At 64.3% G+C, this 21,908-nt stretch carries 23 protein-coding genes; 5 read left to right on the plus strand and 18 right to left on the minus strand.

What is annotated here, in order from left to right:
• Positions 1-18: 18 nt before the first annotated feature.
• From QIY50_13655 to QIY50_13690, 8 genes are all read right to left on the minus strand, one after another.
• Positions 19-795 (minus strand): response regulator transcription factor, encoded by a 777-nt coding sequence (locus QIY50_13655; protein ID WGV18537.1) that lies wholly within the window; start codon positions 793-795, stop codon positions 19-21.
• Between the two features lie 120 nt (positions 796-915).
• The gene (locus QIY50_13660) at positions 916-1,386 is read right to left on the minus strand and encodes an A24 family peptidase (protein WGV18538.1); all 471 of its coding nucleotides are present in this window, start codon (positions 1,384-1,386) and stop codon (positions 916-918) included.
• A gap of 294 nt (positions 1,387-1,680) precedes the next feature.
• Positions 1,681-2,250, minus strand: a complete 570-nt coding sequence (locus QIY50_13665) for a DUF4136 domain-containing protein (protein ID WGV18539.1) — start codon at positions 2,248-2,250, stop codon at positions 1,681-1,683.
• A gap of 19 nt (positions 2,251-2,269) precedes the next feature.
• A complete protein-coding gene (locus QIY50_13670; GenBank protein ID WGV18540.1) occupies positions 2,270-2,905 on the minus strand; it encodes a DUF4136 domain-containing protein in 636 nt (211 codons plus the stop codon).
• Positions 2,906-2,926: 21 nt separating this feature from the next.
• On the minus strand, positions 2,927-3,676 hold the full coding sequence (locus QIY50_13675) for a methyltransferase domain-containing protein (protein ID WGV18541.1): 750 nt from the start codon (positions 3,674-3,676) through the stop codon (positions 2,927-2,929).
• Complete coding sequence (locus tag QIY50_13680) at positions 3,673-3,978, minus strand: MazG-like family protein (GenBank protein ID WGV18542.1); 306 nt, start codon at positions 3,976-3,978, stop codon at positions 3,673-3,675. Before QIY50_13680 ends, QIY50_13675 begins: the two co-directional genes overlap by 4 nt.
• 190 nt (positions 3,979-4,168) lie before the next feature.
• Entirely contained in the window at positions 4,169-5,020 is an 852-nt protein-coding gene (locus QIY50_13685; GenBank protein ID WGV18543.1) for a MaoC/PaaZ C-terminal domain-containing protein, read from the minus strand.
• Positions 5,021-5,022: 2 nt separating this feature from the next.
• Complete coding sequence (locus QIY50_13690; protein ID WGV18544.1) at positions 5,023-6,375, minus strand: 3-oxoacyl-ACP reductase; 1,353 nt, start codon at positions 6,373-6,375, stop codon at positions 5,023-5,025.
• Positions 6,376-6,492: 117 nt separating this feature from the next.
• Between QIY50_13690 and QIY50_13695 the strand changes: the two genes are divergently transcribed.
• Together QIY50_13695 and QIY50_13700 are read left to right on the plus strand one after the other, a co-directional pair.
• Complete coding sequence (locus QIY50_13695) at positions 6,493-7,770, plus strand: acetyl-CoA C-acetyltransferase (protein WGV18545.1); 1,278 nt, start codon at positions 6,493-6,495, stop codon at positions 7,768-7,770.
• Between the two features lie 181 nt (positions 7,771-7,951).
• Positions 7,952-8,731 (plus strand): helix-turn-helix transcriptional regulator, encoded by a 780-nt coding sequence (locus tag QIY50_13700; protein WGV18546.1) that lies wholly within the window; start codon positions 7,952-7,954, stop codon positions 8,729-8,731.
• Positions 8,732-8,855: 124 nt separating this feature from the next.
• Here QIY50_13700 and QIY50_13705 read toward each other — a convergent pair whose 3' ends face one another.
• The 4 genes from QIY50_13705 to QIY50_13720 all read right to left on the minus strand — a co-directional run bounded on the left by QIY50_13705 (position 8,856) and on the right by QIY50_13720 (position 14,213).
• Positions 8,856-10,799 carry a methyl-accepting chemotaxis protein gene (locus QIY50_13705; protein WGV18547.1) on the minus strand — a complete coding sequence of 648 codons (1,944 nt, stop codon included), beginning with the start codon at positions 10,797-10,799 and terminating at the stop codon, positions 8,856-8,858.
• Positions 10,800-10,967: 168 nt separating this feature from the next.
• Positions 10,968-11,378 (minus strand): Cu(I)-responsive transcriptional regulator, encoded by a 411-nt coding sequence (cueR, locus tag QIY50_13710; protein ID WGV18548.1) that lies wholly within the window; start codon positions 11,376-11,378, stop codon positions 10,968-10,970.
• Positions 11,375-13,774 carry a heavy metal translocating P-type ATPase gene (locus QIY50_13715; GenBank protein WGV18549.1) on the minus strand — a complete coding sequence of 800 codons (2,400 nt, stop codon included), beginning with the start codon at positions 13,772-13,774 and terminating at the stop codon, positions 11,375-11,377. Before QIY50_13715 ends, cueR begins: the two co-directional genes overlap by 4 nt.
• 52 nt (positions 13,775-13,826) lie before the next feature.
• The gene (locus QIY50_13720; GenBank protein ID WGV18550.1) at positions 13,827-14,213 is read right to left on the minus strand and encodes a hypothetical protein; all 387 of its coding nucleotides are present in this window, start codon (positions 14,211-14,213) and stop codon (positions 13,827-13,829) included.
• 144 nt (positions 14,214-14,357) lie between these two features.
• On the opposite strand from QIY50_13720, the gene QIY50_13725 reads away from it, so the two are divergent.
• Positions 14,358-14,555, plus strand: a complete 198-nt coding sequence (locus QIY50_13725) for a cation transporter (protein WGV18551.1) — start codon at positions 14,358-14,360, stop codon at positions 14,553-14,555.
• Positions 14,556-14,783: 228 nt separating this feature from the next.
• Entirely contained in the window at positions 14,784-15,965 is a 1,182-nt protein-coding gene (locus tag QIY50_13730; protein WGV18552.1) for a multidrug effflux MFS transporter, read from the plus strand.
• Here QIY50_13730 and QIY50_13735 read toward each other — a convergent pair.
• Positions 15,916-16,113 carry a hypothetical protein gene (locus tag QIY50_13735; protein ID WGV18553.1) on the minus strand — a complete coding sequence of 66 codons (198 nt, stop codon included), beginning with the start codon at positions 16,111-16,113 and terminating at the stop codon, positions 15,916-15,918. The genes QIY50_13730 and QIY50_13735 overlap by 50 nt on opposite strands.
• 486 nt (positions 16,114-16,599) lie before the next feature.
• On the opposite strand from QIY50_13735, the gene QIY50_13740 reads away from it, so the two are divergent.
• The gene (locus QIY50_13740) at positions 16,600-17,313 is read left to right on the plus strand and encodes a helix-turn-helix transcriptional regulator (protein ID WGV18554.1); all 714 of its coding nucleotides are present in this window, start codon (positions 16,600-16,602) and stop codon (positions 17,311-17,313) included.
• Positions 17,314-17,333: 20 nt separating this feature from the next.
• Here the strand turns inward: QIY50_13740 and QIY50_13745 are convergent, their stop codons facing one another.
• The 5 genes from QIY50_13745 to QIY50_13765 all read right to left on the minus strand — a co-directional run bounded on the left by QIY50_13745 (position 17,334) and on the right by QIY50_13765 (position 21,900).
• Positions 17,334-18,281, minus strand: a complete 948-nt coding sequence (locus QIY50_13745; GenBank protein ID WGV18555.1) for an adenosine deaminase — start codon at positions 18,279-18,281, stop codon at positions 17,334-17,336.
• Positions 18,282-18,365: 84 nt separating this feature from the next.
• Positions 18,366-19,052, minus strand: coding sequence for an SDR family oxidoreductase (locus QIY50_13750; GenBank protein WGV18556.1), 687 nt, complete (start codon positions 19,050-19,052; stop codon positions 18,366-18,368).
• 583 nt (positions 19,053-19,635) lie between these two features.
• Positions 19,636-20,220, minus strand: a complete 585-nt coding sequence (locus QIY50_13755) for a YigZ family protein (protein ID WGV18557.1) — start codon at positions 20,218-20,220, stop codon at positions 19,636-19,638.
• A 9-nt stretch (positions 20,221-20,229) separates the two neighbouring features.
• The gene (locus tag QIY50_13760; GenBank protein WGV18558.1) at positions 20,230-20,892 is read right to left on the minus strand and encodes a TetR/AcrR family transcriptional regulator; all 663 of its coding nucleotides are present in this window, start codon (positions 20,890-20,892) and stop codon (positions 20,230-20,232) included.
• A 90-nt stretch (positions 20,893-20,982) separates the two neighbouring features.
• Positions 20,983-21,900, minus strand: a complete 918-nt coding sequence (locus tag QIY50_13765; protein WGV18559.1) for a LysR family transcriptional regulator — start codon at positions 21,898-21,900, stop codon at positions 20,983-20,985.
• Positions 21,901-21,908: the final 8 nt, after the last annotated feature.

Raw genomic sequence — 21,908 nt, forward strand, 5'->3', positions numbered from 1 at the left:
CGTGTGCCTAACGGTCACTCAATGGGTGATAAACCGCTGATGCACCTGCGACGAACTGGGTGTCAGTGCCAGTGCCAGCTGGGTGCGGTTGTGCATGTGGGTCAGGCGCAGCACCTGCGACACATAAAGCTTCACGGTATTCTCGGTAATGCCCAGCTCACAGGCGATCTGGTAGTTGGTCTTGCCCTTGCCCACCAGGCGCGCTACTTCCAGCTGGCGTGGCGACAGCTTCTCGAACGTTGCTGGTAGCTCACTTTCACTTTCTTCCACATCTGTTGCACGCCGATGAGTACCTTGGCCGCGGGCTTTTTCCAGATCCTGGTAAAGCTCGTCAATCGAGTCGGCCAGCTCCTGCAGGCGCTGGTTCAATCCGCCGAGGTCGCGGAAGTTGCGCTGGCGTTCCAGCAAAGCCTCTTCCTGCCGGCGTATGCCTTCGAGCAGTTCATCGAAGTCCACTGGCTTCTGGTAGTAGTCGGCAAAGCCTTCACGTAGCGCGCGGATCACATCCTGCTTCTCGGCATGCCCAGTCAACATGATGGCTTCGAACATGCGCTGGCTACCGTGGATCCCCTTCAAGGCGCGCACCAGCTCGATGCCATCACGCTCCGGCATGTGCAGATCACAGATAAGCAGGCCGATGGCCGGGTCTGCCGCATAGCGCGCGATGGCTTCGTCGGTGGAATGGGCGGGTACGCAGGCATAGCCCTTGGTTTCGAGGAATTCACACAGTTGTTCGACAATGACCGGTTGGTCATCAACCACTAGCACTTTCAATTCACTCACTGGTCTGGACACGTTCCACTCCCTGTTCTTATACGGCCCTGCTCCCGGGGCCAGACGCTCTGGCAGCTTAAAAATAGCTGCATCAGGCGAATATGTACAAGATTTGTACAAGGCGACGGAGGTCCGTCTAGCTCATTGGACCCATACCGCTGTCAGAAGAAAGCCGCTCAGCACATAGGGGACGAACGCCTGCTTGTCGCCCATTTCCTCGGTCAGGGCCTGCAAACGCTTTTTCACCTTGGGGTTGAGCAAGGTCCATAGGCGCCGGCGGGTGAGCAGCCACAGCAGCACGCTGACACCGGCACCGATGAAGGTGCCAAGCACGTATTGCGGGCTGGTGGCCAGTGCCAGTGCGCCCATCAGCTTGACGTCGTCGGCGCCGAAACGGCCGAGCATGTAACCGGGAAGGGTCAGCAGCATGACGATGGCCAGCGCCCAGCCGGCATCGCTGGCATCAGCGCCGATCCAGCTGTGGCCGGTGGCGAACAGCCAGGCCAGGGCGCAGGTAGCCACGCCAAGGGTGAGCATGTTGGATATCTGGCGTTGACGCACATCCTGTTCGGAGCACAAGGCAAGCCACAGCAGGAGAACAATGCTTTGCATTGGCAGGTCGCCCTTCCCAAATGTTGAACACATCTACCCGGTCAGTCAGGTTTCCTTAAGTGAAGATAGACGGGAACCTGCGGGGAGTGGAGCGGGAGAGGGAAAAAGGCGTGGCCGGGATGGATTTTGTCGTAGCTGGCACAGGTACTTGCCGTTGAAAATCTTGCGCGATCCCTGTGGGAGCGGGCGAGCCCGCGAACACGGGCGAAGCCCGTGCCATCCACCGAGGTGCCTGCTTCGCGGGCATGCCCGCTCCCACAGGCCCTCGGCGCCCATGGAGTTTGTGTATAAGTGTTACTTCCTGCTCCCCGGCGGGTAGTTGGCCAGCACCTTGGTCACGGTGTTCTGGATCGCGCTGTTGCGTTCCTCGGGGCTTGGCGGGTAGTTGTTCATGATCTGTTCGGCACTGCCGCGCCACACCAGCTTGCCGTCACGCCCGTCGAACAGGTCGATCTGGATGGTGGCGACTTTGTAGTCGACGCTGCGGGTTTCGTTGTACATAGGGCCACCCCAGTAACCGCCCCAGTAGCCCCCCCAGCCACCGCCGTAGTTGGTGGTGATCTGCTGCTGGCGCTGCTCGACGATCAGGTATGCGCGCACTCCAAGGTCCGGGCGCGCACCACCTTGTACCGGGCGCAGGCCGCGCTGGTCGAGCTGGTCGGCGACCGCCTGGCGAATGCGCTGCTCGGTCAGGTCGCTCTTGATTCGCGGGTCATCCGGGCGGTACTGCAGGCCTGGCTCCTGCCATGCCCAGCTGCGGTAGGCGGCAAAATCACGGCTGGCATCGAAATCCTGCTGGACGTTATTGCTGGAGCAGGCTGCGACCAATAGTACGAATGACAGTTGAACGAGACGGCGCAACATGATGGTTCTCCGTTGGATATCAACTGGGAGGATAGCCGCTAAGCGCCTTGTGCACGGAATCGCGCAAGGCACTTTCGCGTTCGCGCGGCGAGTCCTTGTCGCTGCCGGATTCGGCGCTGGCACTCCATACCGGCTGGCCGCTGCGGGCGTCGTACAGGTTGATACGCACCACCATCACCTGAACCTCGTAGGTGCGCACGATGGGCACGCTGGCATAGCCACCATAGCCATGGCGGTAGCCGCCATAGCCGATACCTCCATAGGGGTACGGGCCGTAATATGGGTCGTAGGCATCGTAGTCACGTACCTGGCGCAAGCGTTTTTCCAGGCGCATATCGGCGCTGACCAGCAAGTCGCCAGGGCCGCCCCGGGCGGGGCGCAGGCCATGCTGGTCGAGCGCGCCGCTGACGGCATCGGCCAGTTGCGCCGGGTCGGTATCGACCGAGCCGCTGGGCAACTGGCCATTGCGCCAGCTCCAGCTGCGGTAGTGCCCGTAATCACGGGCCGGTGCCGGGTAGGCACTGGCATCGAAGGTGCTGGCTGCCTGCGGCGGCGCCGGCGGTAACGGCCGGCTGCTGGCCACATACGGGTTGCTGCCCTGGCAGCCAGCCAGGGCAAGCGGCAGCAGGGCCAGGCACAACAGACGGTAGGGCATGTATTCCTCCCGGCGGGTGGATCAGCGAGGGCGGCAAACCCAGTGCAGGTAGCGACCGAGCCCGGCGAAACTGGGGTGGCGACGGTAGGCCAGTTCCATTTCCAGCAGGTCGAGTAGTTCGGCCTTGCCCTGGAATTCCTTGGGCATGTAGTCGTGGAACACCCGCACGCCACTTTCGCTTTCAACCTGCCACACAGGATCAAGTTGCGCCCTGAGTTCGCGTGGATCAAGCGGTTTTTGTGGGGTCAGGCTCTGCTTTTCACCTTCCAGCCGGTTGCTGCGCAACTTGCGGAAATGGCCCTTCAGCAGGTTGCGGTAGACCAGCGCGTCGCGGTTGTAAAAGGCCAGCGACAACCACCCGGAGGGGGCCGTGAGCTGGTGCAGCACCGGCAGGATGCTTTCGGGCTCGGCCAGCCATTCGAGTACGGCGTGGCATAGCACCAGGTCGTAGGGTTCGGTCAGCTGGCCGAGCAGGTCTTGCCAGGGGGCCTGGATGAAGGTGGCCGGCTGGCCTGCTTCGGCGAAGCGCGCCCGTGCGCCGTCGAGCATTGGCGCGGCGGGTTCGGCCAAGGTCAGCTGGTGGCCGCGCTGGGCCAGCCACAAGGCCATGTGCCCCAACCCGGCACCGATGTCGAGGATACGCAGCGGTCGGTCGGGCAAGGCGTCGGCCAGGTCGGCCTGCAGCACGGCCAGGCGGATCGCGCCCTTGGCACCGCCGTAGATCTTCTCGGCAAAGCGGGTGGCCAGCTCATCGAAGTGACGGTCGTTCATCGGGCGAAGCGCCTCTCGCTGTCGGCCAGCTTGGCCCGCACCACCTGGTCCATATCCAGGCCCAGCTCGCTGCACAGCAGCAACAGGTACAGCACCACATCGCCGATTTCCTGGCCGGCATGGGCCAGCTTGTCGGCGGGCAGCTGGCGCGATTGGTCTTCGCTCAGCCACTGGAAGATTTCCACCAGCTCGGCCATTTCGACGCTGGCGGCCATGGCCAGGTTCTTCGGGCTGTGGAAGCCGCGCCAGTCGTTGTTGTCGCGGATCTGGTGCAGACGTTGGGTGAGTTCTTGCAGGTTCATCGGGGGTCTCCTAATGCTGCATAGCTTCCGCGCAGGCCCGATGCAAAGCAAGCGTATACCGCCAGGACAGGCATGGTCCCTGTAGGAGCGGCCTTGTGTGGCGACGGGGCGCGAAGCGGCCCCAGATTATCAGCTTCGCCGCTGGCATCGCCGGGGCCGCCATGCGGCCCATCGCGACACAAGGCCGCTCCTACAGGGGGGCCCAGCGCCCGATCATATGCAACACCCCGCCATGCCCGTCCAGCCGCAGCTCCCCTGCAGCCCCCGCCTCACTGGCACCCAGCACCACCTCTGACGGCAAACGCACCGGTTTGCGGAAGTCCACCTCGAAGGCATAGCCACTGTGCGGCAGGTGTCCACGCAGTGCCGCCAGGGCCATGGCCTTGCTCCACATGCCATGGGCAATGGCCGTGGGGAAGCCGAACAGCCGCGCACTGGCGGCGCTGAGATGGATCGGGTTGTAATCCCCGCAAACCTTGGCATAACGCCGGCCGATGTCGCTGTCTGCGTACCAGCGGGTTGCCTCGGGCAGCGCTTGCGGTGCGTCCTCGGCAGGCTCACCTGCCTCGCTTTCCAGCTTCAGCCCGCGTACCAGCATACGGCTGGTTTCGCGCCACAGCAGGCCGATGCCGTCTTCGGCCTCGGTAACCAGGTCGAAGGTGCCACCCTTGGCATGCGCTTGCAGATTGGCCGCATACACCGCAAAGCGCAGCCCTTCGATACCGCCCAGTGGGCGCACCACTTCGATGCGGTTGTGCAGGTGCACCAGGCCGAGCAGCGGGAAGGGGAAGTCTGCGGCAGTCATCAACTGCAACTGCAGTGTGAACGCCATGACATGGGGATAAGTACCCGGCAGGCGGCCATCGTCGGTGAAATGGCACAGCCGTCGATAGGCAGCCAGGTTGCCCTGCTGGACGCGGATGAAACAGCGCAGGCCGTCGTCCGGCAGTTGGACGCCGCTGATGGTGCGCTTGCTGGCCGCGCGCAGGTACAGGCTGGCGCGCGAAGCCGGGCTGTGCAGGTCGTGCCAGTGTCGGCTCATGTTCAGGCCCCCATCAAGGCCTGGCCGCATACCCGCAGCACCTGGCCGTTGACTGCAGCGGAGCCCGGCTGGCTGAGCCAGGCGATGGCCTCGGCGACATCCTGCGGGCGGCCGCCCTGGCCCAGCGAACTCAAGCGTCGCCCGGCCTCGCGCAGGCCCATGGGCATGGCTGCGGTCATGTGGGTCTCGATGAAACCGGGGGCCACAGCATTAATGCTGCCGCCGCGCTCGGCGAGCCGCGGCGCCCACGCCTGGGCCAGGCCGATCAGCCCGGCCTTGCTCGCGGCATAGTTGGCCTGCCCGCGGTTGCCGGCGATGCCGCTGACCGAGGCCAGCAGCGTGACGCGCGCGTTTTCCCCCAGGGCGCCGTTGTCGTACAGCGCCTGGGTCAGCACCTGCGGTGCCTTGAGGTTGACCGCCAGCACTGCGTCCCAGTATTCCGGGGTCATGTTGGCCAGGGTCTTGTCGCGGGTGATGCCTGCGTTGTGCACCACGATATCGATGCCGTCGGGCAGGGCTGCGAGCAGTTGCGTTGCCGCGTCGCTGGCGCAGATGTCCAGGGCCAGCGCCTTGCCGCCCAGGCGTGCGGCCAGGGCGTCGAGGTCATGGCCGGCTTGCGGCACGTCCAGCAAAAGTACGTCGGCACCGTCCCGCGCCAAGGTTTCGGCAATGGCGGCACCGATGCCGCGTGCGGCCCCGGTTACCAGGGCGCGGCGGCCAGCCAGCGGCCGGGTCCAGTCCTCGACCTGGCTGGCGCAGGCTTGCAGGCGCAGCACCTGGCCGGAAATAAAGGCGCTCTTGGGCGAGAGGAAGAAGCGCAGGGCGCCTTCCAGCTGGTTTTCCGCGCCGGCGCCGACATACAGCAACTGCGCGGTCGCACCGTTGCGCAGTTCCTTGGCCAGCGAGCGGCTGAAGCCTTCCAGGGCACGTTGGGCAATGCTGGCCAACGGGTCGTCGAGGCTTTCTGGCGCGCGGCCCAGCAGCACAACATGGGCGCACGGCGCCAGGCTGCGCAGCAGTGGCTGGAAAAATTCGCGCAACTGCTTCAACGCGTCGCTGTCGGACAGGTGACTGGCATCGAATACCACGGCCTTGATCCTGGGGCCCAGGCCCGCCACCCACGCCTCGGCCTTGAGGTTGTCGGTATTGAAGCTGTAAAGGATGTCGGTCAGGCACGGGGCAATGGCTTCGACCTGGCTCGCCAGAGGCCCGCCACCCAGCACCAGGGCACCCTCGACCGGGCGCAGGCGGCCTGTCTGCCAGCGCTCCAGTGGCGCCGGGCGTGGCAGGCCAAGGGCATCCACAAGACGGCGGCCGAGGTTGGAGTTGGCAAAGCCGAGGTAGCGATCGCTCATGAGTGGTCTCCCGGAAGGCAAGCTTGAAAGTGTGGACCAACTTTGTGGCAAGGTCGTTCGAATGCGGTAAAAACACCTAGGCTGTACGGATCAAATTGTTTCAGGAGGAACATGCGCATGCGTTCACTTCGCCGGGTCGCGATCCTGGGCGGCAACCGAATTCCCTTCGCCCGCTCCAATGGCGCCTACGCCACGGCCAGCAACCAGGCGATGCTTACCGTTGCCCTCGAAGGGCTGATCGAACGCTACCGCTTGCATGGGTTGCGCATGGGCGAAGTGGTGGCCGGTACGGTGCTCAAGCACCCGCGTGACATGAACCTGACCCGGGAGTGCGTGTTGGGCTCGCGCCTGTCGCCGCAAACGCCGGCCTATGACATCCAGCAAGCCTGCGGCACCGGGCTGGAGGCGGCGTTGCTGGTGGCCAACAAGATTGCCCTGGGGCAGATCGACTGCGGTATTGCCGGCGGCGTGGACACCACCTCCGATGCGCCGATTGCAGTCAACGAAGGCCTGCGCCACATTTTGCTGCAAGCCAACCGTGGCAAAAACCTGGGCGAGCGGCTCAAGCCATTCCTCAAGCTGCGCCCTCACCACCTGAAACCTGAATTGCCTCGCAACGGCGAACCGCGCACCGGGTTGTCGATGGGTGAGCATTGCGAGCGCATGGCCCAGGCCTGGCGCATTGGCCGTGCCGAACAGGACGAGCTGGCGTTGCTCAGCCACCAGGCGCTGGCTGCCGCGTACGCCGAAGGTTGGCAGGATGACCTGCTGACACCGTTTCTGTCGTTGACCCGTGATAACAACCTGCGTCCCGACCTGACCCTGGAGCAACTTGCCAGGCTCAAGCCGGTCTTTGATCGCAGCGGGCAGGGCACGTTGACGGCGGGCAACTCCACACCGCTGACCGATGGCGCTTCGCTGGTGTTGCTGGGCAGCGAGGAGTGGGCCGAGCAGCAGGGGCTATCGGTGCTGGCCTATCTGGTTGATGGCGAAACCGCTGCAGTGGATTTCGTTACCGGTCGCGAAGGGCTGTTGATGGCGCCGGTGTATGCGGTGCCGCGGCTGCTGGCGCGCAATGGCCTGACGCTGCAGGACTTTGATTACTACGAGATTCACGAAGCCTTTGCCGCCCAGGTGCTGTGTACGCTCAAGGCCTGGGAAGATGCCGATTATTGCCGTGAGCGGTTGGGGCTGGATGCGCCGCTTGGAACGATCGACCGCAGCAAACTCAACGTCAAGGGCAGTTCGCTGGCGGCCGGGCACCCGTTTGCCGCGACCGGTGGGCGGATATTGGCCAACCTGGCCAAGTTGCTGGCGAGGGCCGGGAAGGGGCGGGGGCTGATTTCGATCTGTGCGGCGGGTGGGCAGGGGGTGACCGTTATCGTAGAGCGGTGAGCACCTGGAAAATTGCATTGCCTTCTTCGCGGGCTTGCCCGCTCCCACAGGTACAGCACAGCCTTCAGATGCAGTGATTCACCTGTTGGAGCGGGCAAGCCCGCGAAGAAGGCAGCACAGATGTCACAGCCATACCCGCCCAGCTGTTAGGCTTGTCTGCTCAGAACTACAAGAAACCGCCATGCCGACCATCGGACACCCTCGCGCCATCCCGGCGTTGGACCACCTGCCCAGGCCGCTCTATGCCCGTGCCGAAAGCCTCGGCGCCGGCTCCTGGACCACCCGCCACCAGCACGATTGGGTGCAGTTCTCCTACGCCATCAGCGGCGTCCTCGGGGTGTACACCCATGAAGGCAGCTACTTCGCCCCACCGCAGTGGGGCGTGTGGATTCCAGCCGATGCCGAACACGAGGTGGTCACCTCGATGCAGGCCGAAATGCGCAGCCTTTACGTGCGCCGGGATGCCTGCCCGTGGGCACCGGAGCAATGCCGGGTACTGGAGGTGACCCCGCTTGCGCGCGAACTGATCAAGCAGTTCTGCCTGTTCCCGGCGGATTACCCGGAGGGTGACAGCGCTGAGGCGCGGCTGGTGGCGGTACTGCTCGACCAGTTGCGCACGCTGCCCGAGGTCGGCTTTTCGCTGCCACTGCCGCGGCACCCGGGGTTGCTGGCGCTGTGCAATGGCTTGATCGCGGCGCCGGACCAGCCGCAGACCCTGCAGCAGTGGGCGCGGGAGCTGGGGTGTTCGGAAAAGACGCTGATGCGGCTGTTCCAGCGAGAGACAGGTTTGAGTTTTCGCAACTGGCGGCAACGTATGCGGCTATTGTCATCGCTGGCGTTGCTGGAGGCAGGGGAAAGTGTGACCGAGGCGGCGTTGGGGTGTGGGTATGACTCCACCTCGGCTTACATTGCGGCGTTCAAGCAATTGTTCGGTGCGACGCCGGGGGAATTGAGGCTTTAGTGATTGGTCGCCTGTGCCGGCCTCTTCGCGGGCGCGCTCGCTCCCACAGGATCACCGCAGCTTTGCAAGCTGTGCGGTACCTGTGGGAGCGGGCGTGCCCGCGAAGAGGCCGGCGCAGGCAACATCAGGTACGGAACCTGCGCACCAGTGCATCCAGCTCATTGGACAACCCGGCCAGGCTCTCCGAATCCACCCGGGCCGCCTGGGCAAGTTCCGCCACCAGTTGCGCATCGCCGTGAATCTGGCTGATGTGGCGGTTGATGTCCTCGGCCACCTGGTGCTGCTCTTCGGCCGCCGTGGCGATCTGGGTGTTCATGTCGCGGATCACATCCACCGACTCGCGAATCTGCCCGAAGCTGTCACGGGCCAGGCCGATACGGCTCACCGATTGCTGCGAAACCTCCAGGCTGGCGTGCATCTGTGCGGCCACTTCTGCGGTGCGGCTGGCCAGGTTGCCAAGCAGGCCGTCGATCTCGGCGGTGGAATCGGCAGTACGCTTGGCCAGCGCCCGCACTTCGTCGGCAACCACGGCGAAGCCACGGCCCTGCTCACCGGCACGGGCCGCTTCGATGGCAGCGTTGAGCGCCAGCAGGTTGGTCTGTTCGGCAATCGAGCGGATGGTGCCGAGGATCGACTGAATGGCGTTGCTGTCACGCTCCAGTTGCTGGATCGATTGCGCCGACTGCTCGATCTCCTGGCTCAGGCGGTCAACGCTATGGACCGCGGCATCGATCTGCTGCTGGCCTTCGCGTGCCTGTTGCTGGCCGCTGTCGGCCGACTGCGCCGCCTGGCTGCAGGAGCGTGCCACTTCGTTGGCGGTGGCGACCATTTCGTGGAAGGCGGTGGAAACCATGTCCACGGCTTCGCGCTGGCGGCCCGCGGCTTCGGCCATGTTGCTGGAAACCCGGGTCGAGCTGCTGGAGGTGCTGAGGATCTGGCTGGCAGCAGCACCGATGTGCTGGATCAGGCTGCGAATGGCACCGAGGAACTGGTTGAACCAGCTGGCCAGTTGCGCGGTTTCGTCGCGGCCACGGATTTCCAGGTTGCGGGTCAGGTCGCCCTCGCCCTGGGCGATATCTTCCAGGCCGCTGGTTACGCTGTTGATCGGGCGCACGATCAGCTTGGCGAAGGTGGCACCGACCACGGCGAACAGCGCAGCCAGCACCACTGCCACGATACCGATCAGCCAGGTCAGGCGGGTGGTGGTCTGCATCACTTCGCTATGTTCGATAAGGCCGATCAAGGTCCAGCCCAGCTGCTCGTCCGGGTAGATGTTGGCCATGTAGCGCACGCCATTCAGCTCCACTTCGGCCAGCCCCTTGCCGTGCCTGGCCAGCTCCGCGTATCCCTCGCCATAGCTCGCCAGTTGCTTGAAGTTGTGCTTGGCATCACGGGGGTCGACCAGCACGTTGCCGTTGTTCTCCACCAGCAGCACGTAGCCGCTTTCGCCCAGCTTGATCTGCTGGACGATCTCGGTAAGGCCTTTGAGCGAGACGTCGACGTTGACCACACCGCCGGGGTTGCCCAGTTGGTTGGCCACGGTGCGCACGGTACTGACCAGCACGGCGTCGTCGGCAGCCCAGTAATAGGCGCCGGTACGCAAGGTCTTGCCAGGGTTGGCCATTGCCAATTGGTACCAGGGGCGTGTGCGCGGGTCGTAATTGACGAACTTCTGCCCGGCCGGCCAGCCGACGTAACCACCGTCATTCACCCCGTAGGACAGGTACGCATAGCTGGGATGCGTGGTGGCCAACCGGGTCATGAACTCCAGCAGCTTGCTGGCCTGGTCGCCCAGTTCGTAGGACGGGGTAGCGCTCATGTACTTGTTCAGCTCGCTGCCTGTGGCGGCGACCATCGGCTGCGCAGCCATGTACTCGACGTTCTGGTTGATGCCCTGGAAGAAGATGTTCATCGCGTTGCTGACCTGGCGGATTTCCCGGCTGCTGCCGTCGAGGAATCCGTCGCGGGCTTCGCCACGCAGGTTGAGGACCACCAGGGTGGCCACGAGGACGATGGGCAAGCCGGCGATGACCGCGAATGCCCAGGTCAGTTTCTGTTTGATGCTCATCGACGCTCCCGGATTTTTGTTTTCGATACACGAGGCAGGTAACAATTGCATCGGCAGCGTCCGGGTTTAATGTAGGAAAACGCCCGTATTTATTGGATTAAGTCGCAGTTGGTGACTATTCGGTCGTATCTGGACGTATATGGCATACCAAAGGGCTTGCGGTGTGGCTCAGTGACAGCCGCCGCCCGCAGCGCCGTTGGCCAGGTCCTTGAGGATCGGGCAGTCCGGGCGCTCGTCCCCCTGGCAGTGCGAGACCAGTTCACCGAGGGTATCGCGCAGGCTCACCAGCTCTTCGATGCGGCGGTTCAGTTCATCGATGTGCTGCATGGCCAGCGCCTTCACATCGGCGCTGGCGCGCTGGCGGTCCTGCCACAAGGTCAGCAGCTTGCCGACCTCCTCAAGGGAAAAGCCCAGGTCGCGGGAGCGCTTGATGAACGCCAGGCTGTGCAAGTCTTCCGTCTGGTACAGGCGGTAGCCGCTGTCGCTGCGCGTGGCGGGCTTGAGCAGGCCGATGGACTCGTAGTAACGGATCATCTTGGTGCTGAGCCCGCTGCGGCGGGCGGCCTGGCCGATGTTCATGGGGCCTCCTGGGTGCTGCTGGTGGGTTTCCAGGCCTTGAGCCACAGCGCGTTGCTCACCACGCTGACGCTGGACAGGGCCATGGCGGCACCGGCCAGTACCGGGTTGAGATAACCCAGCGCGGCCAGCGGGATGCCGATCAGGTTATAGATGAACGCCCAGAACAGGTTCTGGCGGATCTTTGCATAGGTCTTGCGGCTGATCTCCAGAGCGGCCGGTACCAGGCGTGGGTCGCCGCGCATCAGGGTGATGCCGGCGGCCTGCATGGCCACATCGGTACCGCCACCCATGGCGATGCCGATATCGGCGGCGGCCAGCGCCGGCGCATCGTTGATGCCATCACCGACCATGGCGACCACGCCATCCTGCTTCAGTGCGGCCACGGTCGCGGCCTTGTCGGCCGGTAGTACTTCGGCATGCACATCGTCGATGCCCAGGGCGTCGGCCACCACTTTGGCGCTACCGCGGTTGTCGCCGGTCAGCAGGTGGCTGCTGATGTGTTGCGCGTGCAGGGTGTCGATCGCCTGCGCGGCGCCGGGCTTGAGGCTGTCACCAAAGGCGAACAGGCCCAGCACCCGCGGCTGTGCGCCGCGCTCGATCAGCCATGACAGGGTACGCCCCTCGGCTTCCCAGGCCTGGGCCTTGGCGGCCAGGTCACCGGGTGGCAGGGCGCTTTCGTCGAGCAGGCGGCGGTTGCCCAGGGCCAACTCGCGGCCTTCCACCCGCCCGGCAATACCACGCCCGGTCAGCGACTGGCTGTCGGCAACGCCGGGCACGTCCAGGCCCTGTTCGGCACAGGCATCCAGTACCGCCTTGGCCAACGGGTGTTCGCTGCCGCGCTGCAGGGCGCCGGCCAGGCGGTGCAAGTCGGCGCTGCTGCCCACCTGCGCCTGGCTGTGGACAACGCGTGGGCTGCCGGAGGTGAGGGTGCCGGTCTTGTCGAACACCACGCGGTTGACCGCATGGGCGCGCTCCAGGGCTTCGGCGTCCTTGATCAGGATGCCATGGCGAGCGGCGACCCCGGTGCCGGCCATGATCGCTGCGGGGGTGGCCAGGCCGAGTGCGCAGGGGCAGGCGATGACCAGCACGGCGACGGCATTGATCAGCGCGGTTTCCAGCGGTGCGCCGGCCAGCCACCAGCCGACCAGGGTGATCAACGCCAGCACCAGCACGGCCGGGACGAATACCTGGCTGACCCGGTCGACCAGCTTCTGGATCGGTGCCTTGGCCGCCTGGGCGTCTTCCACCAGGCGGATGATGCGTGCCAGCACGGTTTCGGTACCCAGTGCCTGGGTACGTACCAGCAGCCGGCCTTCGCCGTTGATGGCGCCACCGGTGACGCTGTCCCCCGGCTGCTTGGGCACCGGCAGGCTCTCGCCGCTGATCAGGGCTTCGTCGGCATGGCTGCTGCCGTCTTCCACCACGCCATCGACCGGGAAGCGCTCGCCGGGTTTGACCAGTACCAGGTCGCCGAGGCGCAGTTGGGCGATGGCCACGTCTTCTTCCCGGCCATCGACCAGGCGCACGGCACGTTCCGGACGCAGGGCCTCGAGGGCTCGGATGGCGCTGGCAGTCTGGCGCTTGGCACGGCTTTCCAGGTACTTGCCCAGCAGCACCAGGGCAATCACCACGGCCGAGGCTTCGAAGTACAGGTGCGGGGCCATGCCGGCGGGGGCTTGCGCCCACTGGTACAGGCTCAGGCCGTAACCGGCGCTGGTACCCAGGGCCACCAGCAGGTCCATGTTGCCGGTACCGGCGCGCACGGCCTTCCAGGCGGCCACGTAGAAACGCGCGCCGAGAATGAACTGCACCGGCGTGGCCAGCAGAAACTGCACCCACGCTGGCAACATCCAGTGCAGGCCGAACGGCTGCACTACCATTGGCACCACCAGCGGCAGGGCGAGCAGCAACGCTGCGCCAACCGCCAGACGTTCGTTACGCAGGCGGCGCTGGGCAGCGTTCTGGTCGTCCTTGGCGGTTTGCGGCAGGCTGGCGTTGTAGCCGGCCTTTTGCACGGCGTCGATCAGCAGGTTGTCGTCAAGGGCCACGAGCACTTCGAGGTGCGCGCGTTCGCTGGCCAGGTTGACGCTGACCTGCTCAACCCCCGGCAGCTTGCCGAGGGCGCGCTCTACGCGGCCGACGCAACTGGCGCAGGTCATGCCGCCAATCTGCAGTTCGACGGTGCGGGTGGGCACGCCGTAGCCGGCTTCGCGTACCGCGTCGACCAGGGCGGGCAGGCAGTTGGCCGGGGCCTGGACCCGGGCCTGTTCGGTGGCGAGGTTGACGCTGACCTGTTCAGCGCCGGTGACCTTGCGCAGGGCGCGCTCGACCCGGCCGGCACAGCTGGCACAGGTCATGCCGGAGATCGGCAGGTCGTATATGGTGGATGCGGGCATGGCTCTCCTCCTTGGACAGGCCTCCAGCATCAACCTTGCCACGCAGGTAAGGTCAATAGCCCAGGCCGGCTCGCTTCAATTCCAGCCCATAGTGCCCCATGGCGATGCGGTATTTGTTGATCTGGCCCGCCTGCAGGTTCAGTCGTGTGCTGCGTTGGTCCTCGACACCTGCGGCGCAGCCGGGCATTTGCCCGGGGAGCAAGCGCAGGCGCACGTCTACCGGGCCGGGCGGCAGGTTGAATGAAGTGGACTGCTCCTGGAACACGCGCCCGGAGAGCTGGTCGTTGAGGTAGATACCGATTTCGCAACTGGTGGCCACTTCCAGGCGCTCCCGGGAAATGATCAGCACGCTGTAGTCCGAGTTGCCCTCGGCGCTGGCCGGTGGCACTGCAGCCAGCGTGCTCAATAGCCCGACGATGGCCAATGCTGCCCTGAACATGAAAAATCTCCTGCTTGCCTGATCATCAAAGGCGCAGCTTGGCCGACGCGCGCGCTTATTTCCACCCCAGGCGTTACAGGCAGGGCTTGACCTTGCCCTGATGGCAAGCTTGAAACTCGTGGAAAACCTGAAGGAGATAACCCCATGCAAGTGTTCAATGTACAAGGCATGACCTGCGGCCATTGCGTGAAAGCCGTGACCCGGGCGGTGCAGGAGCAGGACGCCGCGGCCAAGGTGGAGGTCGACCTGGCGGCCAGGCAGGTACGGGTGCAGAGCGAGTTGGCGCAGGAGCGGATCCTTACTGCCATTCGCGATGAAGGCTATCAGGCCGACGTTGCCTGAATACTTACCTGTGGGAGCGGGCGCGCCCGCGAACACCGGCGCAGCCGGTGCCATTCACCGCGGCGCCTGCTTCGCGGGCACGCCCGCTCCCACAGGGGCCGCGTCAGCCCTTGGGTTGTGAGCAAGGCAGTTGCCCTTGCAAAGGCCAGTTTGTTGCAAATGTTTTCGTACTGAAGGGGCCTGCAGCAGGTAGAATCGAGCACTTGCTTAGCCTGCTATGGATTCCTGATGAACCTGCGAATGGTGCTCATCCTGGGCGCACTCAGTGCGTTCGGGCCCCTGGCGATCGACTTCTACCTGCCCGCCTTCCCGGCCATGGCGCAGGCGTTCGCCACCGATGAAAAACACGTCCAGGCCACCTTGGCCGCCTACTTCCTTGGCCTGTCCATTGGGCAACTGGCCTACGGGCCGGTGGCTGACCGCTTCGGCCGACGCAAACCGCTGATGTTCGGGGTAACCCTGTTCACCCTGGCATCACTGGCCTGTGCCTACGCCCCCAACCTCGACACTCTGGTGCTGGCGCGTTTCGTCCAGGCGCTGGGCGGTTGCGCCGGGATGGTGCTGTCGCGGGCGATTGTCAGTGACAAGTGCGACCCGGTGGCCTCGGCCAAGGTGTTCTCGCAACTGATGCTGGTCATGGGGCTGGCGCCAATTCTGGCACCGATGCTGGGCGGGGTGTTGGTGAACCTGGCCGGCTGGCAATCGATCTTCCTCGCCCTGAGCCTGTTCAGTGCCGGTTGCCTGCTGGCGGTCAGCCTGGGCCTGCCGGAAAGCCTGCCCGGGCACATACCGCGGCAACCGCTGTCTGGCGCTTTGCGTCAGTACATGCGCCTGCTCGCTGACCGGGTGTTCATCGGCCATGCCTTGACCGGTGGTATCGCCATTGCCGGCATGTTTGCCTACATCGCCGGTTCACCTTTCGTGTTCATCAAGCTCTACGGCGTGCCGGCCGAGCATTACGGCTGGTTGTTCGGCACCAATGCTGCCGGCTTTATCCTGGTGGCGCAGGTGAATGCTCGCTTGCTGGCCAAGCGTGGGCCGGCGTTCCTGCTGGCGCGGGCGGTGTGGCTGTACCTGGTTGCGGGCCTGACGTTGCTGGGCGTGGCGGCATTGCGACCAACACAGCTGTGGCCATTGCTGGTACCGCTGTTCGTCTGCATCGCCAGCCTCGGTTGCATCATCCCCAACGCCTCTGCCTGTGCCATGAGCGGGCAGGGCGCGCGGGCCGGGAGTGCTTCGGCGCTGATGGGCTGCCTGCAGTTCAGCGTCGCCGCCGGCGCCGCAGCGCTGGTCGGGCTGCTGCATGATGGCAGTGCGGTGCCGATGGCGCTGGTGATCAGCTTGTGCGGGGCACTGGTGGTCAGTGTCGCGCTGCTGACCCGACGTTTGCCGGCCAAGGCTCCCGCATAAGCGGGTGAGGTGCCTGCAGGCGGGTTTCCAGCGTGGCGACGAAGGCCCGCGCCTCGGCCTCGCTGCGGAAACTGACCACGTGTTGATCGAGCTGGACCTGCCAGGGGCAGGCGGGGTTTCGGCTCGACGCGCTGACGACAATTTTCATCGCGGCATACCTCCAAAGGGGGAGAGCGGATGAAGTGTAGCGCTACCCCTTCTGCCTGCCATGGCCTGCCTCGCTGTCCTGACTGACGGTCGTCGGGAACATTTTCTACACGCTTTTGCCTGCTTGGGGCGCAATGCCCGCAAGCACGTGGAACCTTCGCTTTGGCTTGCGCTACTTGTGGAAATTGGTTGTCGGCCGAGTCCGAAGTTGCATTCGGTGTTTTTCCCGCCTGCCGTTACCGTGCTCCTGTCTGGGGAGGCGGGCTGCTTGCCCGTGCGGCCCGGGCAGGTTTCACACGCTGTTTCACTGCTTGCCATGGGTAGGCATACCCTGTGGTTTTTTGCCTGCGCTACCACGGCGCTGGGCTGCCTGAATGGCGTTTTTTGCGGCTTATACTGGCGAACCAGGCCAGTGCCAGCGAGAGGCGCTTCCCTGCCAGGGTTGGCCATCGCATCCACACAGTGAACTTGCAGGGAGTACAGGGACATGAACGCAGCCAGCAGTATCAGCCAGATTGCCAGCCTGATGGCCGACCCCAAGCGCAGTGCCATGTTGTGGGCATTGATCGATGGCACGCCGCGGCTGGCCAACGAGCTCGCGGTAATGACCGGGCTGACCTCGTCATCGGCCTGTGCGCACCTTTCGCTGTTGTCGTCGGCCGGTTTGCTGCGGCACGAAGCGCGGGGCCGCAAGCGCTACTTCCGCCTGGCCACCCCGCAAGTCGGGGCGGCGGTGGAGGCCCTGGCCAGTGTCCAGCTGGAGAGCGCCAAGGGGGCGAGGGCCAAAGCCCCGGTATCATCGCTGCCCATGTCGATACGCAGGGCGCGTCGCTGTGGCGATCACCTGGGCGGGGAACTGGCCGGTGAGCTGTATCACCGTCTGGTGGTGGCCGGCTGGGTGGAGGGTAGTGGTCGACAGCTGATGGTGAGCGAGGAGGGGCGGGCGCAGTTGGCTTTGGTCGGGGTCTACATCGATGCCTTGGCACCGCATCAGCAACGTGGTTGCGTGATCTGCCGCTGCACCGAGTGGAACGATGAGGGGCCGCACCTGGGCGGCGTGCTGGGGCAGGCGTTGTTCCGGTTGTTCCTGCAATCGGGCTGGATGCGCGAGGCCGAGGACTCGCGGGCATTGCATATCTCTGCGCTGGGTATCCAGCAGATCAATCGCATTGCCCGCGTGCCGACGTTGCAGGTCGGTTGACCGCAACGCCGCAATGCCGATCAGATCAGCCGGGCATCCAGACTGTTCCGGGCCAGGCGACGGGCCTGATCTTCGGTCATGCCCAGGTGGGTGAACAGGGCGTGGAAATTTTCGGTGACGTAGCCGCCAAAGTAGGCCGGGTCGTCCGAATTGACCGTGACCTTCACGCCGCGCTCCAGCATGTCGAGGATGTTGTGCTGGCTCATGTGGTCGAATACGCAAAGCTTGGTGTTCGACAGCGGGCACACCGTGAGCGGGATCTGCTCGTCGATGATGCGCTGCATCAGGCGCTCGTCCTCTATGGCGCGCACACCGTGGTCGATACGCTTGACCTGCAGCAGGTCCAGCGCTTCCCAGATGTACTCGGGCGGGCCTTCCTCGCCAGCATGGGCTACGGCAACCAGGCCTTCGTTGCGGGCGCGGTCGAACACGCGCTGGAACTTGCTCGGTGGGTGGCCCATTTCCGAGCTGTCCAGGCCAACGGCGATGAACGCATCGCGGAACGGCAGGGCCTGGTCGAGGGTTTTCTGTGCTTCATCTTCGCTGAGGTGGCGCAGGAAGCTGAGAATCAGGCCGCTGCTGATGCCCAGTTGCTCGCGACCGTCCTTGAGCGCCTGGTTGATGCCGTTGAGCACCAGTTCGAAGGGGATGCCGCGGTCGGTGTGGGTCTGTGGGTCGAAGAACGGTTCGGTGTGGATCACGTTCTGCGCCTTGCAGCGTTGCAGGTAGGCCCAGGTCAGGTCGTAGAAGTCCTGCTCGGTGCGCAGCACGTCGGCGCCCTGGTAATACAGGTCGAGGAACTCCTGCAGGTTGTTGAAGGCATAGGCACCGCGCAAGGTCTCCACATCGTCCCAGGGCAGGGCGATCTTGTTGCGCTCAGCCAGGGCGAACAGCAGCTCGGGCTCCAGCGAGCCTTCCAGGTGCAGGTGCAGTTCGGCCTTGGGCAGGGCGTTCAACCAGTCATACATAGTGGGTCATCTCGATCAGGTACGGTTGCCGCCATTCTACAGAGCCTGGCCGGGCAATGCGCCCGGCCGCTGCGACCCGGTGAATCACCAGACCAAGGGTTCGCCCTTGTAGTTGATGAAGCGCAGGCCGCCGTTGCCGCTTTGCGCCTTGATCTGTTCGAGCATGCCGCGGGTGCTGGTCAGCACATCGATCTCGGCATTTTCGCCGCCCATGTCGGTTTTCACCCAGCCCGGGTGCATGGCCAGCACACACAGATCGGGGCGTTGTTGCTCGACGACGAAGCTGTTGATCATAGAGTTCAGGGCTGCCTTGCTGGCCTTGTACAGGCAGATTTCGCCGCCATCGGGGATGGTCACGCTGCCCAGGATCGAGCTCATGAAGGCCAGCACACCGCTGCCTTCGCGCACTTGGCCGACCAGGCGACGGGCCACGCGGATCGGGGCCACGGCGTTGGTCATGAACAGGTCGCCGATGTCTTTGTTCTGCACCGTCTCCAGGTCTTGCGGCAGGGGGCCCATGACGCCGGCGTTGACGAATACCAGGTCGAATACCTGATCTTGCAGGCGTTGCTTCAGGCCATCGAGTTGGGCCGTATCGTTCATTTCCAGCTGTTCGATGCGCACACCGGGCACATCTGCCAGCGCGCCGGGCTGCTGCGGGTTGCGTACGGTGGCAGTGATGTTCCAGCCGTCTTCGTGCAGGCGTTGCACCAGGCCCAGGCCCAGCCCGCGCGAGGCGCCGATGATAAGTGCGGTTTTTGCGTTAACCATGTGGATACGCTCCGTGATCGGTTGGCAAAGAAAGGTATTGAGGATAGTGCACTGGCGCTGATTTGCAGCCCTTCATCCACAGGCGCCGCAATACCTGTGGGAGCGGGCATGCCCGCGAACACCGGCGCAGCCGGTGCCATGCACCGCGTTGGATTCTTCGCGGGCGCGCCCGCTCCCACAGGGTACGCGCAGCGCCTGCCAAATCAGTTCTCTGCGCGACAGCGCAGCCCAAAGGGCTGGGTGATCTCCCACAGAGGATCGCGTTCTCCTATGGGTAAATCAGCTTGCGGTCTGGCTAAAAAATGATCAGTCGCGCCGCGCCCTTGTGGGGCCGGGCACTTTGCCTGTTGGCGCACGGGTTATCCACAGGCTGTTCCACAGTTATTGTGTGCAAACCGAGAGGCAGCAGGCTGGGGATTCTGGCCTCGTGCTGGGGATAACTTCTGAGCTTTCAGCAGTTTGCCGCTGTCATCAAACAGTGATCAAAATATGATCAAAGCTCTGCGGGCCTTGAAAACAGAAGGCTGCAAGCGAATGCCCCAAGCTTATCCACAGGCCGGCCCACAGTTGTTGTGGGCAATGTTCAGCGTGCTTCGAGTAGAATGCGCCCGCGGCTCAAGTCGGCCAGCTGCTGCTGCAGTGGGGCCAGGTGGGCGTCACCAAGCGCAACCAGCAGGTCCACGCCATTGGCGGTGAACTGCTCATCCAGGACCAGGCCGTCAACCTCCGCCAGGCGCAACTTCACCAGCGACAGTTCGCTGAAACTGCAACTGCAGGTGAATTCGCTGCGCTGCACCAGCAGTCGCTTGGGTGCCTGTTGCAGACACTTGTTGGCGCCGCCGCCATAGGCCCTGGCCAGGCCTCCGGTACCCAGCTGGATGCCGCCATACCAGCGGATCACCAGCACCACTACCTGGTCGCAGTCCTGCGCTTCGATGGCCGCGAGAATCGGCCGCCCCGCGGTACCGCCGGGTTCGCCGTCATCGCTGCTGCGGTACTGGGCGCCGAGCTTCCAGGCCCAGCAATTGTGGGTGGCGGCCAGGTCGCTATGGCGTTCGATGAAACTCATCGCTTCGGCGGCACTGCTGATCGGCCCCGCGAGGGTGATGAAGCGGCTTTTGCGGATTTCCTCGCGGTATTCGCAGAGGTCGAGCAGGGTAGAAGGCATAAATGACGATCAGGCAACCGGCTTGATGCCGCAGCCCTTCAGAATGATGTGGATAAGATTGTTGCTTGCGTCTTCCATGTCCTGCTTGGTCAGGCGGCTACGGCCGGTGACCTGGCAGATCTGGGTGGCGAAGTCGGCGTAGTGCTGGGTGCTGCCCCACAGCAGGAAAATCAGGTGCACCGGGTCGACCGGGTCCATCTTGCCGGCGTCGATCCAGGCCTGGAACACTGCGGCACGGCCGCGGAACCATTCGCGGTAGTCGGCACTGAAGTACTCGGTCAGGCAGGTGCCGCCGCTGATCACTTCCATGGCGAAAATCCGCGAAGCTTGGGGGTTACGCCGGGAGAACTCCATCTTGGTGCGAATGTACTGGCTCAGGGCTTCGCCCGGGTCGTCGTCGACGCTCAACGCGTTGAAGGTGCTGTCCCATAGCTCGATGATGTTGCTGAGCACGGCAATATACAGGCCCAGCTTGTTGGTGAAGTAATAATGCAGGTTGGCCTTGGGCAACCCCGCCTTGAGGGCGATGGTGTTCATGCTGGTGCCCTTGAAACCATGGCGGGCAAACTCGTCTTCGGCGGCCTGGATAATGGCCTGCTCGTTCTTCTGGCGGATGCGGCCCGCGGGCTTGCCCGAGGCGGAGAGGCGATGCGCAGGGACTTCTAGGGTCATGGACGATTCCGTACGGGTCAGTGGCTGCGGCTGTCGGACAAGATTACCTGCCTGTGCCGAAGTGACAAGCGTTTGCGGCACAGACTGGCATCAGCGTGTCGCAGCCAGGCTTTCGAGGAAGCTTTCCAGCACCAGGTTCGGCCGCCGGCCCTTGCGCGTAACCCAGCTGAGGCTCAGGTCATAGAAGCGTTGCTGGGGCTTGAGGGCACGCAAGCGGCCTTGCTGCACCCAGAACGTGGCGTAGTGGTCTGGCAGGTAGCCGATGTAGCGCCCGGTAAGAATGAGAAACGCCATGCCTTCACGGTCCGAAGCACTGGCCGTGCAGTTCAGCGCCTGGTAATGCGCCTGGATTTCGGCCGGCAGGCGGAAGGTGGGGGTAATGGCTTCCTGGCTGTTGAGGCGGTCGTCATCGATCTGCTGGTCATCGGCATAGAACAGCGGGTGGCCGACCGCGCAGTACAGTAGCGAGCGCTCGCTGTACAAAGGCTGGTACTCGAGGCCTGACAGCGGGCTGGTCTGCGGCACCACGCCGACATGCAGGCTGCCATCGAGCACGCCATGCTCGACCTGGCTGGGTGCGATCATGCGGATCTGGATACGCACATCGGGGCCGCGATCCTTGAGCTCGGCCAGGGCATGGGTAATGCGCATGTGCGGCAAGGTCACCAGGTTGTCGGTCAGGCCAATGTTCAGCTCGCCACGCAAATGCTGATGCAGGCCGTTGACCTCGGTGCGGAAGCTTTCCAGGGCGCTGAGCAGTTGCAGTGCCGAGTGGTAGACCTCACGGCCTTCTTCTGTCAGTGAGAACCCGGCGCGGCCGCGTTGGCACAGGCGCAGGCCGAGGCGTTGCTCGAGGTCGTTCATCTGCTGGCTGATGGCCGAACGGCCAATGCCCAGCACGTTTTCGGCGGCCGAGAAGCCGCCGCACTCGACGACACTGCGGTAGATCTTCAGCAGGCGGATGTCGAAATCGCTGACTTGGGCGAGTGGATCGGGGCGTCGGCTCATTAGTTTAG

It is taken from the genome of Pseudomonas putida (assembly GCA_029953615.1).
In the GTDB taxonomy this organism is placed as follows: Bacteria; Pseudomonadota; Gammaproteobacteria; order Pseudomonadales; family Pseudomonadaceae; genus Aquipseudomonas.

Excerpts from the sequence above, each read along its gene's own strand:
- QIY50_13720 (WGV18550.1), bottom strand. The coding sequence starts at position 14,213 with ATGTTCAGGGCAGCATTGGCCATCGTCGGGCTATTGAGCACGCTGGCT.
- QIY50_13660 (WGV18538.1), bottom strand. The coding sequence starts at position 1,386 with ATGCAAAGCATTGTTCTCCTGCTGTGGCTTGCCTTGTGCTCCGAACAG.
- QIY50_13705 (WGV18547.1), bottom strand. The coding sequence starts at position 10,799 with ATGAGCATCAAACAGAAACTGACCTGGGCATTCGCGGTCATCGCCGGC.
- QIY50_13765 (WGV18559.1), bottom strand. The coding sequence starts at position 21,900 with ATGAGCCGACGCCCCGATCCACTCGCCCAAGTCAGCGATTTCGACATC.
- QIY50_13730 (WGV18552.1), top strand. The coding sequence starts at position 14,784 with ATGAACCTGCGAATGGTGCTCATCCTGGGCGCACTCAGTGCGTTCGGG.
- QIY50_13670 (WGV18540.1), bottom strand. The coding sequence starts at position 2,905 with ATGCCCTACCGTCTGTTGTGCCTGGCCCTGCTGCCGCTTGCCCTGGCT.
- QIY50_13695 (WGV18545.1), top strand. The coding sequence starts at position 6,493 with ATGCGTTCACTTCGCCGGGTCGCGATCCTGGGCGGCAACCGAATTCCC.
- QIY50_13715 (WGV18549.1), bottom strand. The coding sequence starts at position 13,774 with ATGCCCGCATCCACCATATACGACCTGCCGATCTCCGGCATGACCTGT.
- QIY50_13690 (WGV18544.1), bottom strand. The coding sequence starts at position 6,375 with ATGAGCGATCGCTACCTCGGCTTTGCCAACTCCAACCTCGGCCGCCGT.
- QIY50_13735 (WGV18553.1), bottom strand. The coding sequence starts at position 16,113 with ATGAAAATTGTCGTCAGCGCGTCGAGCCGAAACCCCGCCTGCCCCTGG.
- QIY50_13665 (WGV18539.1), bottom strand. The coding sequence starts at position 2,250 with ATGTTGCGCCGTCTCGTTCAACTGTCATTCGTACTATTGGTCGCAGCC.
- cueR (WGV18548.1), bottom strand. The coding sequence starts at position 11,378 with ATGAACATCGGCCAGGCCGCCCGCCGCAGCGGGCTCAGCACCAAGATG.
- QIY50_13675 (WGV18541.1), bottom strand. The coding sequence starts at position 3,676 with ATGAACGACCGTCACTTCGATGAGCTGGCCACCCGCTTTGCCGAGAAG.
- QIY50_13700 (WGV18546.1), top strand. The coding sequence starts at position 7,952 with ATGCCGACCATCGGACACCCTCGCGCCATCCCGGCGTTGGACCACCTG.
- QIY50_13755 (WGV18557.1), bottom strand. The coding sequence starts at position 20,220 with ATGCCTTCTACCCTGCTCGACCTCTGCGAATACCGCGAGGAAATCCGC.
- QIY50_13685 (WGV18543.1), bottom strand. The coding sequence starts at position 5,020 with ATGAGCCGACACTGGCACGACCTGCACAGCCCGGCTTCGCGCGCCAGC.
- QIY50_13745 (WGV18555.1), bottom strand. The coding sequence starts at position 18,281 with ATGTATGACTGGTTGAACGCCCTGCCCAAGGCCGAACTGCACCTGCAC.
- QIY50_13760 (WGV18558.1), bottom strand. The coding sequence starts at position 20,892 with ATGACCCTAGAAGTCCCTGCGCATCGCCTCTCCGCCTCGGGCAAGCCC.
- QIY50_13750 (WGV18556.1), bottom strand. The coding sequence starts at position 19,052 with ATGGTTAACGCAAAAACCGCACTTATCATCGGCGCCTCGCGCGGGCTG.
- QIY50_13740 (WGV18554.1), top strand. The coding sequence starts at position 16,600 with ATGAACGCAGCCAGCAGTATCAGCCAGATTGCCAGCCTGATGGCCGAC.
- QIY50_13725 (WGV18551.1), top strand. The coding sequence starts at position 14,358 with ATGCAAGTGTTCAATGTACAAGGCATGACCTGCGGCCATTGCGTGAAA.
- QIY50_13680 (WGV18542.1), bottom strand. The coding sequence starts at position 3,978 with ATGAACCTGCAAGAACTCACCCAACGTCTGCACCAGATCCGCGACAAC.